Origin of the sequence: Burkholderia sp. PAMC 26561 (genome assembly GCF_001557535.2) — a bacterium.
GTDB lineage: Bacteria > Pseudomonadota > Gammaproteobacteria > Burkholderiales > Burkholderiaceae > Caballeronia.
Window position 1 is genome coordinate 181,390 of sequence record NZ_CP014307.1, and the last position, 13,888, is coordinate 195,277.

The 13,888-nt window shown below is 58.3% G+C and carries 12 protein-coding genes and 2 pseudogenes; 8 read left to right on the forward strand and 6 right to left on the reverse strand.

The genetic code is table 11. The features are described from left to right. Nucleotides 1-64: 64 nt before the first annotated feature. The gene (locus AXG89_RS16460; protein WP_062170915.1) at nucleotides 65-1,771 is read right to left on the reverse strand and encodes an FAD-dependent monooxygenase; all 1,707 of its coding nucleotides are present in this window, start codon (nucleotides 1,769-1,771) and stop codon (nucleotides 65-67) included. Nucleotides 1,772-1,877: 106 nt separating this feature from the next. On the opposite strand from AXG89_RS16460, the gene AXG89_RS16465 reads away from it, so the two are divergent. Continuing rightward, nucleotides 1,878-2,807 (forward strand): LysR family transcriptional regulator, encoded by a 930-nt coding sequence (locus AXG89_RS16465; protein ID WP_062170917.1) that lies wholly within the window; start codon nucleotides 1,878-1,880, stop codon nucleotides 2,805-2,807. Nucleotides 2,808-2,958: 151 nt separating this feature from the next. Here the strand turns inward: AXG89_RS16465 and AXG89_RS16470 are convergent, their stop codons facing one another. The 4 genes from AXG89_RS16470 to AXG89_RS16485 form a co-directional block, all read right to left on the reverse strand. Continuing rightward, entirely contained in the window at nucleotides 2,959-4,407 is a 1,449-nt protein-coding gene (locus AXG89_RS16470) for an MFS transporter (protein WP_062170919.1), read from the reverse strand. 66 nt (nucleotides 4,408-4,473) lie between these two features. Further along, nucleotides 4,474-5,559, reverse strand: a complete 1,086-nt coding sequence (gene leuB, locus AXG89_RS16475) for a 3-isopropylmalate dehydrogenase (protein WP_062170921.1) — start codon at nucleotides 5,557-5,559, stop codon at nucleotides 4,474-4,476. Beyond that, on the reverse strand, nucleotides 5,556-7,520 hold the full coding sequence (locus AXG89_RS16480) for an aconitase family protein (RefSeq protein ID WP_062170923.1): 1,965 nt from the start codon (nucleotides 7,518-7,520) through the stop codon (nucleotides 5,556-5,558). The genes leuB and AXG89_RS16480 overlap by 4 nt, the downstream gene beginning before the upstream one ends. A gap of 92 nt (nucleotides 7,521-7,612) precedes the next feature. Continuing rightward, nucleotides 7,613-8,512, reverse strand: a complete 900-nt coding sequence (locus AXG89_RS16485) for a LysR family transcriptional regulator (RefSeq protein ID WP_062170925.1) — start codon at nucleotides 8,510-8,512, stop codon at nucleotides 7,613-7,615. 136 nt (nucleotides 8,513-8,648) lie between these two features. On the opposite strand from AXG89_RS16485, the pseudogene AXG89_RS43035 reads away from it, so the two are divergent. The 4 genes and pseudogenes from AXG89_RS43035 to AXG89_RS16505 all read left to right on the forward strand — a co-directional run. Further along, nucleotides 8,649-8,774, forward strand: a pseudogene (locus AXG89_RS43035) (phosphohydrolase); the annotation flags it as partial. A 112-nt stretch (nucleotides 8,775-8,886) separates the two neighbouring features. Further along, nucleotides 8,887-9,637: pseudogene (locus AXG89_RS16495) on the forward strand (glucose 1-dehydrogenase). Nucleotides 9,638-10,055: 418 nt separating this feature from the next. Then, entirely contained in the window at nucleotides 10,056-10,721 is a 666-nt protein-coding gene (locus tag AXG89_RS16500; RefSeq protein WP_062170927.1) for a peroxiredoxin-like family protein, read from the forward strand. Between the two features lie 88 nt (nucleotides 10,722-10,809). Then, a complete protein-coding gene (locus tag AXG89_RS16505) occupies nucleotides 10,810-11,316 on the forward strand; it encodes a DUF1993 domain-containing protein (protein WP_062170930.1) in 507 nt (168 codons plus the stop codon). 99 nt (nucleotides 11,317-11,415) lie between these two features. Here the strand turns inward: AXG89_RS16505 and AXG89_RS16510 are convergent, their stop codons facing one another. After that, nucleotides 11,416-12,306: a LysR family transcriptional regulator gene (locus AXG89_RS16510; RefSeq protein WP_062170932.1), complete on the reverse strand. Its 891-nt coding sequence runs from the start codon at nucleotides 12,304-12,306 to the stop codon at nucleotides 11,416-11,418. A gap of 108 nt (nucleotides 12,307-12,414) precedes the next feature. On the opposite strand from AXG89_RS16510, the gene AXG89_RS16515 reads away from it, so the two are divergent. The 3 genes from AXG89_RS16515 to tnpB are packed head-to-tail and all read left to right on the forward strand — an operon-like array spanning nucleotide 12,415 to nucleotide 13,824. Then, nucleotides 12,415-12,960 carry an SDR family NAD(P)-dependent oxidoreductase gene (locus AXG89_RS16515; RefSeq protein ID WP_062170934.1) on the forward strand — a complete coding sequence of 182 codons (546 nt, stop codon included), beginning with the start codon at nucleotides 12,415-12,417 and terminating at the stop codon, nucleotides 12,958-12,960. Nucleotides 12,961-13,006: 46 nt separating this feature from the next. Beyond that, entirely contained in the window at nucleotides 13,007-13,471 is a 465-nt protein-coding gene (gene tnpA / locus AXG89_RS16520) for an IS66-like element accessory protein TnpA (RefSeq protein WP_062170936.1), read from the forward strand. Beyond that, nucleotides 13,471-13,824: an IS66 family insertion sequence element accessory protein TnpB gene (gene tnpB / locus AXG89_RS16525; RefSeq protein ID WP_062170938.1), complete on the forward strand. Its 354-nt coding sequence runs from the start codon at nucleotides 13,471-13,473 to the stop codon at nucleotides 13,822-13,824. Before tnpA ends, tnpB begins: the two co-directional genes overlap by 1 nt. Nucleotides 13,825-13,888 lie beyond the last annotated feature (64 nt).

Genomic DNA, 13,888 nt, shown 5'->3' on the forward strand with positions numbered 1-13,888 from the left:
TGAATGCGAAACTATTTCCGTTTTTGTTTTTCAGAGGTCCTTCAAGACCTCCCTGTCGTTCAACTCATGGCGTCATGGCCGTTTCAGAAGACGGCGCGGCGCCGTTATCACATGCATGTCCAATGGCACGCCTCACTGCTGCTTCGAACTCGCTACCCAGCGCATTGCCGCGCCAAGCCACGTGCTGGTCAGGCCGGATCAATACGAAATCGGCCTTGTAGAGCTCAGCTACCGCCGCTTCGCTGATACACATGACCGCCAGTTGCGGTAGCGTCGATGCAGCGCGGTGCAATGCTTCATCGTGCGCTGCGTCGATGCCTGCCGGTGCCGTACACAGCAATGTGAAGCCCATGCTGAGCCGGTCGTAAAACGAATGGCCGCCGGCGAGCCACACATGCGGCGCGCGATGGCCGGCGCGTGCGCACGGCACGTAGAGGTTGGCTGTATCGGGCGGGCTCGCACCGGCTTCGGCTTCAATCAGCGGCGACATTTCGTAACGCGTGCCGAGATGCACTCCCGGAATGACGAATTCGGCGGTGGCATGAAACTCCAGATAGTCACCGACAGCTTCGCGCGCGGCATCGCCGTGTGGCCCGTCTTCGTATGCCGCCGCAGGCACCTGCAGATGGCCGATGCTATCCGCGAAACCACGTGCAAATGCGGTATTTCTCAGCGCCGCTGGACGGCGTTCTGCCTCGTAGCTCGCGCCGAGTGCGGCTCCCGCGAAGCCCTTGACCATCGCTTCGAGTTTCCACGCAAGATTGGCTGCGTCCTCGATGCCGGTGTTGTAGCCAAGGCCGCCTGTCGGCGTGAAAAGATGCGCGGCGTCGCCGGCAAGAAACACTCGCGCTACCGCGAACTTCTCGGCGACCAAGGTGAAGCCCGCAGTCCACGTCGAACCGCTTTTCAGTTCGAACGGAATATCCGCGCCGATTGCTTCGCTGATACGGCGCCGGACGCTGTCGTCGTCGGGCAGTTCGTCCTCGCGCATCTGCACGTTCATGATGAAGTGACCTTTGCCGTCGACTGCAATGATCAGCGCGCGTTGCCTCGCGCTAAAGGTCCAGTATTGCCATGCGGGCGCATGCGGGCTGACTGTGTAGATCTCAGGTGCGTAGAAATACACGGCGTCCATCTGGCCGCCCATGAATTCGCGCTTTTCACCGGATACGCCCTCATACCGCACGCCAAGCGATTTGCGCACGAAGCTTCGTGGGCCATCGCAACCGATCAGATAGCGTGCGTTGAGCTTGCGCGTTTCGGCGTCGCGTTCGGGCGTCGCGGCCAACTCGACGGTGGCCGTTACCGAATCGCCGTCTTGCGCGAATTCGGTCACGCGCGCGCTGAAATGCACACGGCACGCGGCGTTTTTGCGCGCGGCTTCGAGCAGAACCGGCTCAACGTAGAGTTGCGAGCAACGGTGTGGGGGTTCAGGCGTAGCCCAGGTGAAGGAATGCGCTTTTGCCCATTCGACTGCATCTTGGGATGCCGGTTGATGAAGGCGTGCAAGCTCATGACCGGCGATTGAAGTGAAGTACGCAACATCCGGTGCATAGTCGCGCGGCAAACCCAACGCACGAACCGCCTCCGATATACCGATGCGTCGAAAGTGCTCCATCGTGCGCGCGCTATTCGCGTTGGCGGCCGGATGAGTGCTCGTGCCCGCTTTGGCGTCGAACACTTCCGTGCTGATGCCTCGCTGACCCAATTCAGCTGCGAGAAACAATCCAACCGGGCCACCGCCCACGATGATGACGTCGCAATCCACCACTTCTGTCTCCTGATTCTCTTTTTATCGACCGTGGAGCAAAGTTAATCGTTGGGCGGGTATAAATCTATACAATGAGTTTCATATCCATAATGAATCTGGTGCATACATGGACTCGCCCGACCTTAATTTTCTGTACGTCATTCAGGCGCTCGGCGAGGAACGGAGCGTCTCCCGGGCAGCCGACCGCCTCGGCTTGACGCAACCCGCGGTAAGTCATGCACTGGGGAAACTCCGTACACTGTTTCAGGACGATCTGTTCGTGCGTGCCGGCCCTGTGATGGCGCCCACGCCCGTGGGCGAACGTCTGATTGACGGCGTAGCGCACGTGCTAGGCGTGGTCCAGCAGGAGATATGGAGCGCGAAGGCATTCGACGCGGCCACCACCACGCGAACGTTTTCCGTTTGTCTGAGCGACATGGGCGTGATCGTGTTGTTGCCTCGGCTTCTCGCGGCGTTGCGTGAACGCGCGCCGCTTGCATCGCTCAAGCCGATCCAGTTGCCGTCGCTCGAATTGGCGAGCGCGCTGCAGGATGGCGCGTTGGATCTGGCCATCGGATATCTGGGCAAGATGGGCGATAACCTGCATCAGCAGCCGCTCTTCCGCCGCTCGCTGGTCGGCATCATCAGAGGCGGGCCCACGCGCAGGAAGATCCGCATGACACTCGCACAGTTCATCGAGAAACAGCATGTGGTGGCCGGCACCCTCGCGCTCACCAATCAGCTACTCGAAAAAGAAATGCGGCGGCGGGGTGCGCGGCTGAAGGTCGGTTTGGATGTACCGTATCTTCTCGCCGTGCCGAGCCTCGTTGCGACATCCGATTTCATCGCGGCGGTTCCCGATGAACTCGCCGACCTGTTTGCGCGCTTGGCGGATGTTGATGTGTTTCCACTGCCTGTCGACTTACCCGATCTGACCGTCCAGCAGTTTTGGCACGCTCGACATCACAACGACGCGGGGCATCGATGGTTTCGCGGGCTTGTCGCCACCACGTTGCGTCAACATCGCGGCGGAAACACCGTGCACGGAAAGGACTAGAGGGCCGCATGTGCAGTCGGCGTAGACTTCCGCGCAATACACGTTCGCCGGAATTTCATTTATGTCTCGCATTTGGCCCTATCTACGCCAGAAGCAGCGAAAATAAAAACCGCCCATGTCATCTTGATGTCCTTATCGAAGCATCCAGATACTAATGGGAAATGCTTTCAAGCGACGCGCCTCTGGTCCGCGGAACCATCGTTCCAATGACAATCATCACGATCACCATCGCGCCCGCAATGAAGCAGAACACGCCAGATACACCAAAATCTCTCAGGATGAAAGCGATCACAAAAGAACTGAAAACAGCAGACAAACGGCTCCAGGAATAGACGAAGCCCACAGCTCGCGCGCGAATCGCGGTCGGATAGAGTTCCTGCTGATAGGTGTGGTACGTGAACGAGATGATGTTGCCCGCAAGTGTCAGGCAAACACCTAATGCGACCACCATCGCGGCGCTGCTCACTTGGCTGAAGATCAGCCCACAGGCAACGTTGGCGCCCGCCATCACGACGATCACATGCTTGCGCTCGAAGCGGTCGGCAATCCAGTAGCCAAGAAGCGGGCCAATAGGCGCCGCGAGTCCGATGACAGTTGTGTACAGGAGGCTTGACGTCACCGTGATGCCTTGCTTGACGAGCAAGGTTGGCACCCAGTTTGCGAAACCGAAAAACCCGACCGTCTGGAATACGTGGAAGATAATCAGCATCACCGTGCGTTCGCGATAAGGCGGCTTCCACATATCGCTGAAACCGGCATTGCTAATTACCGGCTCGGCAGGTCCAGGCACCGGCAGCGGCTCGCCGTACTCTTTCTGAACCTTTGCTTCGAGCTGACTGAGCACTGCGTCCGCTTCTTCCAGCAGTCCTTTACTGGCTAGCCACCGAGGGCTCTCGGGCAGATTGCGTCGGAACCACCAAATCATCAGTGCGCTGCTACCACCGAGCAGCACCACCCAGCGCCAGCCGGCAATGCCGAACGGCGTGCGCGGCACCAAGAGATAGGACAGGAAGGCCACGACCGGCACGGCGGAAAAGCCCACCGCCTGACAAATTGCGAATGCACGGCCGCGTAGATGCTTGGGTGCGAGCTCGGACATGTAGGTGCCGATCGTAATCAATTCAACGCCAATGCCGAGCCCTGAGATAAAGCGCCAGGTATTGAGGCCTAAAGCCGACGTTTGAAGCAGCATCACCGTATTTGCCACCACGTACCACAGCAGCGCATAGGTGAAGATCGCGCGCCGGCCGAAGCGGTCGGCGAGAAAGCCGCAGGCGATGGTGCCAACAAACAGTCCGGAGAACAGCGCGGCGATAAAACTGGCGACGCCGGAAGTGCCAAAAAGTCCTGCCGTCGTCGACGTGAGGATGCCGCTTCTGACGAGACCTGGCGCGATATAGCCGCTGAAAAGCAGATCATAGATCTCGAAGAAGAAGCCAAGGCTCAGCAAAACGATGAGTTTCCAGACTGCGCGCGTCGCGGGCAATCGGTCCAGACGGGCCGAGATGGTGCCGCCATCACCGATGCGGTCGAGGTGGCTCGGACTGGCCGCGTCTGCCGCCGGCTGGAGGCTCTGCAAAACGGGTTGTGCGCTGGCCATGCTTGTCTCCTGCTTTTATAACCGTTTGACCGGAAAAGGTGTTTACCCGGATCAGGCCAACGGAACTCAGGGCTGTCCGATCGAACACGCGATCGCTTCGCCCATTTGCCGCGTACCGACGAGTCGGGTGCCCGGTCGATAGATGTCCGCCGTGCGCAATCCCTGCCGCAAAACCTGTTGCACCGACGCTTCAATACGATTCGCAAGATCGTGGCGCCCACCGGCGTGGCGCAACATCAATGTTGCCGCGCGGATGCATGCGATCGGATTGGCCCGATCCTGCCCTGCGATATTCGGTGCACTGCCATGCCCGGCTTCGTACAGGCTCGGCCCCGTTGAGCCGAACATCGCAGACGCCGCCAACCCGACCGACCCGGTCAGCGCCGACGCCGCATCGGACAGCAGGTCGCCAAACGGATTGCCGGTGATGTTGGTGTCGAACGCCATCGGCTGGACGATCGTCTGCACGCTGGCGTTGTCAGCGCACTGATGGGTCACCGCAATATCCGGATAGTCCTTGTCGACTTCTGTCACCACCTGCCGCCAGAGCCTTGAAGTTTCCAACACGTTTGCCTTGTCGACGCTGTACAAACATTTGCTGCGTGCGCGTGCCGCGTCAAAGGCAATCTGCGCGACGCGCCGCACCTCCGACTCGCAATAACGCATCGTGTCGAAACCTTCCCGCTCACCGCCTCCCGGCCCGTCCGCAATCACACGTTGACCGCGCGGCGTGCCCATGTAAACGTCGCCGGACAACTCCCGCACGATTAGCAGGTCCAGTCCCCTCACCCGCTCGGGCGTCGGCGGCGAAAGCGATGCAAGTTCCGGCTCGATCTTCACCTGCCTAAGGCTGGCGTACAGCCCGAGCTGTTTGCGCAATCCAAGAATTGCCTGCTCCGGACGAAGCGCGCGATCAACATGGTCATAGCGTGCATCATCCACGGCGCCAAACAGCACGGCATCGGATTGCATTGCGATATTTACGGTCGACTCCGGCAGCGGATTTGCGCACTGCTCGAATGCAGACGCACCGGCGAGTGCGGCTTTGACCGAAAATTCGAAGCCGAACGGCCTCAACGCGCGGAGCACCTGCAGCGATTGCGCAATGACTTCTGGACCTATGCCGTCACCGGCGATGACCGCGATCTTCATGCGTGACGCTGCCGAAGTTCGTCGAACGAGACAATCTCGCCAGCAATCGCGCTCGCTGCAACGGTCGGCGGACTTGCCAACCAGACCTGCCCGGGTCCCGAGCGGCCCGGAAAATTGCGGTTGATTGCGCTTACAGTGACTTGAGACGCGTCGGTGGAAGATCCGGGGCCGCAATTCGCACAGGCGCCGCAAGAGGGCTGCAACATCTCGGCCCCGACGCGTTCGAACGTCTCAATGTAGCCGCGCGACACACAGTAATCGCGAACGTCGGTGGTGCCGAACTGAAGGTACAACTTCACGTGTTTGGGCACGCGCAACCCACGTTCGGCCGCCCACGCAAGCACTGCGTGATAGTGATCGAAGTCATCTCGCTTGCCCGCCGTGCACGAACCGCCATAAGCGACGTCGATCGCCGGCCGCTCCTGCAACTCGTCGATCGCGACGCCATTACCCGGATCACCGGGCAAAGCCACCATCGGCTTGATGACGGTGCAGTCAAGCACGATCGTGTCCGCGTACACGGCATCGGGATCGCTTTGCATCCACGGTTCGATCGTGAAATCGACGCCGCGTCGCTCTTTCAGGAAGCGCACCGTCTCCCCGTCCGGCGCCACGATGCCGGTGAAACCGCCAAGCTCGGCTGTCATGTTGGTGAGCGTCGCCCGTTCGTCGGTCTTGAGCCGGGCGACCACCGGGCCCATGAATTCAAATACTTTGCCTACGCCCAGTCCCGCCCGAATCTTTGGGTTAGCGAGCAGATGCAGTACCAGATCCTTCGCGGTGACGCCGGCACTCGCGGACCCGCGCATGTCGATGCGCAGCGACTGCGGCACCGTCAGGCGCACAGCACCCGTCACGAACGCGTTGGCCATGTCCGTCGTCCCTACGCCGAACGCAAGGCAGCCGAGCGCCCCGCTATGCGGCGTATGCGAATCAGTGCCGACGACGACTTGCCCCGGCAGCGCATACAGCTCGGCCATCATTGCGTGAGAAATACCTTCGGAACCCTCAGCGGGTTTGCCGTCGATACTGTCGAGATAGCCATGATTGCGCACACCGTAGTCATCGACGAAGGCACGGTGTGCATCCGACAATTCGCGAACGTTAGGCAGCAGGCCGTTCTTGATGTGCAGTTCGCTGCGATGGGAGTAGGACAGATGATCCTCAAAGGCGAGGATGCCGGCGGGATCGAACAATTGAAGCGGCCTCCCGAAGGTGGCGTGCAGCATGTGCGTTGCCATGCCAGTGTAGTACTCATGGATGAAGCGCCATTCCGCACGTACGAAAGCGCCATTGCCTGGCTCAATTGTCGCGCTGGTTTGCTCCGTGCGGATCGCGTGACGGGCGAGAATCTTTTCGGCGAGCGTGCGTGGCACGGCATCCGCCCGCGCGCCAAGACTTGTGACCGCGACATGACGCATGTTCGTCGCGCCGTACCGCAACAGCCCGCCACTACGCAAGATCGCGGCTGCCAGCGCGTCGCGCGATGCAACCAGTTCGTCGATGTCGATCGGCTCGCCGCGCTGGATGCGCTCGACCAGACTAAAATCGGTCGATGTGAATAGTCCCAGATTGTCGGCGTTCTGTCGGTAGATGCGCTCGAAACTTTTGGCGATAACTAGGTGAATACCAGCGTTGAGCTCCGCGACTGGGCTGTGTTCGCGGGACGAACCCTTTCCATACCGGTTGCCCGCAACCGTGACACAAAAGCCGTTTGATTTGATGTCGTCCACGCCAATCGGACACTTCGTGCCCACACGCAGGCCAACGTAAGGATAACGGCCAAGACGTTCATCATATTGCGTTAGCACGCTCATCGGCGTGATCTCGTCGGTCGATACGTCGTCGCGTAGCTCGTGCGCCGTCGATAGCGTCAGGTTTTCGCCCGCCAACTGCCGTTCGATGAGACGTGGTTCCGCGCTCAGAAAAAGGACGCGGCCCGCTAGAGTTAAAATTGCCATGTTTGTCTCCCATCTGGCAATCTAGCCCGGCGAAGGCGTTGCAACGAAGTGCTGTTTCGGCAAACGGGGCATCGCCGATTACGATGTCCGTGCTAACCCTCATCCCGCGTTTGTGACAGATGCTCGATCAGCGCCTGAACGGCTTTCAGGCGCGGCGACTTACGTAGCGCATAAACGCACAATTCCCGCTGTCCCCAGCGTTCGTCGAGCGGACGTCTCACGAAGTTGCGCGTGCCTGCAAACGCCGATGCCGCGCTCGTCGGTACGATGCCTATCCCCAATCCGGCCTCAACCATCCGGCATTGTGCGTCGAAACTATTGACTGTGACACTAATCCTAAGCGAACCACGCGCCGCGTCGGCACGCTCTTTGAGGAGTTGATCGAGTGATCCCCCCGCTTGAAGTGCAACCAGCGGAAATCTAACGACATCGGAGAAAGAAAGCCTATCCGCGTTAGCGAGTTCGTGCGCGGGAGGAAGCACCACCATTAACGGATCGTCGGCGAAATGCCTTGATTCAAGGCCAGACGGTACAGACGCTGGCGCAACGCACACGCCAATGTCGGCACGATCTTCCAGACACGCGCGCAGCACGTCGTCACTGATGCGTTCGTTCAACGCGATATCGACATGGGGATATTCCGACTGGAAGCTCATAAGTCGCTCGGGCAGAAATCCTACGACGGCGGACGCATTGGCAAACAGGCGTACGACGCCGGATACCTGTCCGCTGAGAGATTGCACGTCACGACCGAGAGATTGAAGGTCATCGTGCAGCCTGGTCGCACGGATGAAAGCGTGCCGCCCTGCTTCCGTCAACTCGACGCCGGCCGGAGAACGCACCAGAAGCGGCATGCCAATGGCGAGCTCGAGATCGGCGATACGACGGCTGAGCGCCGATGTTGCAATGTGCATCCGCTTTGCCGCCCGCGCGATGGAACCCTCTCTGGCAGTTGCGAGAAAAAGCTCCAGGCTATACGGATCGATTCTCATGGGTGGACGTCGGAACGATTCAAGTTGGGTCGGTCGATCTTACAACGCCTGTTAGGAGACGACGCCAATTCGTTCGCGATACAGAAGCTCATCTGTTGTTCAATCGTTCGAGTAGGGTCTTCTATTTCGCTTCGTTGGTATTAAGCATAAACCTGAGACAACCTTTGGAAACATCAATGCGGATGTGCTCGCGGACAAAGACGCCGCGTTCAAGCGCATCAATTTTTGCGACATCATTCGAGCCTCTGGCTGGGACGGCTAGCGGATCAGGGCTGCGTCGAGGCAAGAACAGAAAGGTCGAGTCGCGGCACGCTGCGACGAACACTAAGGATCCATCTATCCACAAAGCACGAAGCAGGTAAAAGGAAAGCATAATGTCAACGCTGACAAACAAAGTTGCGGTTGTAACAGGCGCATCGAAGGGTATCGGCGCATCAATTGCCAAGCATCTGGCAGAGGCAGGCGCGTCAGTTGTCGTCAGCTACGCCACTGACAAACAGGGGCAGGCAAAGTTGTCGCCGAAATCGTCAAGGCGGACGGAAAAGCCATCGCGGTACAAGCCAGTGTGAGCGTCGAAAGCGAGGTCGTCGTCATGCTCGCGGCGACGCAAATGGCGTTCGGGAAAGTGGATATTTTGGTGAACAACGCCGGCGTGTATGCGTTCTCGGCGATTGAAGCTGTGACACTTGAAGACTTCAACCGACAGTTCACCACCAATGTTTTTGAATTGCTGTTGGTCACCAAGACTGGGCTGCCTTTTTTCGCCCCGACAGGCGGCAGCATCATCAACATCAGCTCAGTGGTCAGCACCATGGCCCCGCCAACGAGAAGTATTTACGCCGGCACCAAAGCCGCCATTGATACGATCACGAAAACGCTCGCGAAGGAACTCGGACCCAAAAATATCCGTGTAAACGCTGTCAATCCTGGACTAGTCCTCACCGAAGGCCTTCACACCGCTGGGATTTCTGGCGGGGACATGGAGGCGCAAATGGTGGCGATGACTCCACTGGGTCGTGCTGGGCAACCGGCGGATATCGCGAACCTGTCGTGTTCCTCGCGTCAGACGACGCCGGCTGGATAACCGAAGAAACCCTTTATGTTTCCGGTGGGGCTGGGGTGTAAATCGATGACCCCCCATGCCCTTGCCCCGGCACCAACGCAATTCGTTACCGCTGGAGACGTCCGCTTTGCCTACCGACGTTTCGGGAAGAAGGAAGAACGCGCCAGCATATTCATCGCGGCCCTACAGGACAAGGCTCGTCAAATAGCTGACGCGCAAGGAGCATCTTTCAGCGTTCCGAGAATTCTTCCGTTGAGGCAGCGGGAGACGCAATCGTCGATATCGTCCGGTATAAGCGATGAAGGCCTGCCAGGGCACAGCATCTACGCTGCTTTTACGGCATTATTTCGACGTCATCGTAACCGACTGCGATCAGCAAGTTTCACCCCTATGAAGTGCATTTCAACTATGCGTTTTAGCTATCTAGTCTGAGACCCCCTGCTCTGGCAAAGTTTCTACAATGCCGGATAAGGGACTAACGTGAAACTCCAGGACCAGCTTGACGAGGTAAGAACACACTTTGAACTAGACCCTACAAACGCCGCTTCATCGGACGCATTGTATGGCGTAGTCGCGAGACTCATCAGAGATAGGGCCGCATACCGTGCGATCCAGGCCGGCGTCGTCGCGCCTAATATTTCTCTTCTGGACAGCGCGGGAACAAAAGTTTCGCTTAGAGGCTTGCTGTCCAAGGGGCCAGTCGTCTTGGTGTTTTATCGCGGTGCCTGGTGTCCGTATTGCAGTCTTGAGTTAAGCGCCTTTGAGCAAGCCCGTCCAAAGATTGAAGAGTTGGGCGCGACCCTCGTGGCCGTCTCCCAGCAGAGAGCTACCTTTAGCGAACAATCACGGCAGGACAACAATCTTCGCTTCCCAATATTGGTGGACAAACTGGGCCGCGTCGCCGCTGCGTATGGCGTTCGTTGGTTATTGCCGGTCGAGTTGCAGGAGGTGCATCAGCTACTCGGTGCAGACCTCTCCATCTTCAATGGCGATTCTGAATGGACGCTGTCCATGCCCGCGAAATTCGTAATCGGGCAGGACGGGTACATCGCCTGGTCAGACGTCAATCCGGATTACACCGCTCGCGCCGAACCAGCCGAGCTGTTCCCGATTCTCAGGCAGTTAGCGCGAAGCAGAGAGAGGTAGGGCCAAGGCGACTTCGACGATCGGCGTCGACCGTCGTCGGGGCTTGTATGTTTCACCACCAGATTCACGAGTAAAACCAGGACGACAAATGATTACCATGACGGAATTAACCATCGAGCCTCTCAAGCGTGGATTGCAGCAAATGTCGGGCTACCTCGATCATGCCCAGAAGCACATCATCGACTACGGGATCGCTCCTGACTCACTTCTTGCAGCACGGCTTGCCCCCGGCATGATGACCTTCAGCGCCCAAGTTCAGCGCGCGAGTGACAATGCTAAAAATGGCGTTGCGAGGTTGACCGGCACCGTTGCGCCTGTCTTCCCCAATACGGAAGCAGACATCGAGCAACTGAAGACTAGGCTTGGAAACACAGCGAAGCATTTGGCAACGCTCACCGGTGAGGACTTTGCCGGAGCCGAACGGCGCCTTATTCAACTGCGATTTCTAAGCATCAACGGCGACATGACCGGTTTTGAGTATTTGACCCGTTTCCTGTTGCCCAACTTTTATTTCCATATCGCGACTGCCCACGCGATTTTGCGACATCAAGGTGTCGCAATTGGCAAGAAAGAGTATCTCGGTCCGTTGCATTAACGCTGACCAACCCGAAAGCCACACTCCGCCTTTCGTATGCGACAAAGACAATGCCGCGCACATCGTGTAAGCACCTCGCGCCGTGGTGTCGAAAAGTATCTACTGCTCGTGGCTTTGAAGAAAACTTATCAAATATTCAACGAAAGTCTTCGCCGCAAGTTTTGCAGCCCGCCCAGCAGGAAAAACCGCGTGGATCTCAGTTGTCCCCATATCCCAGTCCTTCAGAACCCTTATCAACTTTCCGTCCAATAATTCGGCGCTGCATCCCATCAATCCTGTACCCACGATTCCGAGTCCTGCTACTGCGGCAGCCGTGGCACCGTCGTTGGAACTTGTCGCAACACGTCCTTCGAGGCGAATGGATTGCGCTCGACCGTCGCGTTCAAACGACCAGCTTGCCATGCTCGCGGACGGCCCAATAATTATTTGATGGTCTGAAAGGTCAGGCGGCGAATCGGGAACGCCCGCGCGACTTAGATATTCCGGCGAGGCTACCATCACTCGTTGGTTCCTGCATAGCAGCCGAGCCGTTGCGTTCGAATCTGCAAGCGTACCGAAGCGAATGGCAACATCGACGCCTTCGCGAAGCAAGTCTTGCCTGGCATCGTCCATCAAGAGATTGATCCGCAGTGCAGGATGCCTGTCAAGGAAGGCTGGAAGTTTCGGTATGACCTCCCGTGTAGCAAATGTCGCCGGCAACGCCACACGCAGCTCTCCTTGGAGCTGGTCGGCCCCGCGCACCGCCTGGTTGGCTTCGTCGAGCGCGGCAAGGATAGGCTCGATGCGTGCAAGATAGTCCGCGCCCGCCTCTGTCAAGACCACGGCACGGGTAGAACGCATAAGCAGCGGGGCACCCACGTCCTTTTCGAGCATGGCGATAGCGCGCGACGCCGAGGGCTGTGACAGCGAGAACTCACGTCCGGCTTTCGAAATGCTCCCCGTCCGAACCACACGCACAAAGAGTTTCAGCGCCGAAATACTGTCGGTCATGTCTGGGATGAATAGTAGAAAGTTCGATTGTGCGCCTTATCAACGTTCGATAAAGGGGTGATGCTCAATCAACGCCAACTCCGTTGGCTCTCTCACAAAGGATTCACCATGTCACAGCAACAAAAGCTCGCAAATAAAGTCGCCATCGTTACTGGCTCTTCAAAAGGTATCGGCGCCGCTATCGCCAAGGAACTAGCGTCCCAAGGCGCTTCGGTCGTAGTCAATTATTCGTCGAGCAAGGTCGACGCTGACCGCGTTGTGGGCGATATCGTCAACGCTGGCGGAAAGGCTATTGCAGTTCAGGCCAACGTTGCTGTTCAATCTGACATCGCCCGGTTGTTTGCCGCTACCAAAGAGACATACGGAAAGCTGGACATTCTTGTCAACAACGCCGGAATCTACTCGTTCGCACCACTGGAATCCGTCACTAGTGAAAGCATCACGGCCATGTTCAGCACCAATGTCTCGGGTCTGCTTTTCGCGAGCAAGGCTGCGCTGGCATTGTTCCCTGCCGAAGGCGGAAGCATTGTGAATATCGGATCGGTGGTTGGTGAGCTGACGCCGCCGACTTCGGTCGTCTACTCCGGCACCAAGGGTGCAGTGAACTCGATTACGGTAAGCGCGCGATTTCGCACACCTAGCTTGCGTTGTTAAGAAGGCTCACGATTGCGTCCGCAACCTCACTTTGCGGACGCAATCCATGACAGAAGATGACCTCAGTTTTTTGCCCTTACGCGTGACGCGTGTTGGTGTCGGCGGCAAGCGAAGCTTCGATCCGGCGGACAAACGACGACTCGTCGAAGCCTGTCTGCGGCCCGGCGCCTCGTTATCGGGCCTTGCCCTGAAGGCTGGGGTGAACGCCAACCAGTTGCATAAATGGGTTCGCGCGCGTGAACAGCCGCAGTCCCTAACCTCCCACTACGGACCGGTTGCAGCGTCAGCTTTTATTCCTGTGGTCGCAATCGACGAGCCGACAGCAGTCATGGCATCCGCGCCCGCATCGCACCGTGCCACCCGAGCGGAATCATCCTGCGTTTCGCCACGCTCAACCCGACTGGCACGGCTGTCTGCCCACCTGCCCAACGGCGTGAAGCTCGAGCTCGAATGTTCAGCAGAGGACGTGGTAATCGTCAATGCGATGGTTGCCGCATTGGGAGCGCGTTGATGTTTCGCTTCGAAGCAGACCTGACGGTCTTCCTGCATCGCGAACCGATCGACTTCCGGGCCGGCATCAATAGTCTCGTGACGCTTGTCGAGCAGTCCATGCAACTCGATCCGTTTGCACGCGCCGTGTTCGCCTTCCACAACCGCAAACGCAACCGGGTCAAACTGCTGTTCTACGATCGCAACGGTTTCTGGATGATGTTGAGGCGCCTCGAAGAAGACCACTTCGTCTGGCCACGACGGCAGCAGACCGTCGTCAAGCTGACGAGCGAGCAGTTGCACTGGCTCCTGGAGGGCATCGACATTGATGCTGTGCGCCGCCACCCGGTACGGTCGTACCATCACGCCAGTTGAGCGTTGCGCGTCACCTGTGAGCATCGGCCGGCCTGTTACAAATTACCGTAAACCCATCGCGCGT

Coding starts and splice junctions, on each gene's coding strand:
- AXG89_RS16465 (WP_062170917.1), top strand. CDS start 1,878: ATGGACTCGCCCGACCTTAATTTTCTGTACGTCATTCAGGCGCTCGGC.
- AXG89_RS16470 (WP_062170919.1), bottom strand. CDS start 4,407: ATGGCCAGCGCACAACCCGTTTTGCAGAGCCTCCAGCCGGCGGCAGAC.
- leuB (WP_062170921.1), bottom strand. CDS start 5,559: ATGAAGATCGCGGTCATCGCCGGTGACGGCATAGGTCCAGAAGTCATT.
- AXG89_RS16480 (WP_062170923.1), bottom strand. CDS start 7,520: ATGGCAATTTTAACTCTAGCGGGCCGCGTCCTTTTTCTGAGCGCGGAA.
- AXG89_RS16485 (WP_062170925.1), bottom strand. CDS start 8,512: ATGAGAATCGATCCGTATAGCCTGGAGCTTTTTCTCGCAACTGCCAGA.
- AXG89_RS16505 (WP_062170930.1), top strand. CDS start 10,810: ATGATTACCATGACGGAATTAACCATCGAGCCTCTCAAGCGTGGATTG.
- AXG89_RS16510 (WP_062170932.1), bottom strand. CDS start 12,306: ATGACCGACAGTATTTCGGCGCTGAAACTCTTTGTGCGTGTGGTTCGG.
- AXG89_RS16515 (WP_062170934.1), top strand. CDS start 12,415: ATGTCACAGCAACAAAAGCTCGCAAATAAAGTCGCCATCGTTACTGGC.
- tnpA (WP_062170936.1), top strand. CDS start 13,007: ATGACAGAAGATGACCTCAGTTTTTTGCCCTTACGCGTGACGCGTGTT.
- tnpB (WP_062170938.1), top strand. CDS start 13,471: ATGTTTCGCTTCGAAGCAGACCTGACGGTCTTCCTGCATCGCGAACCG.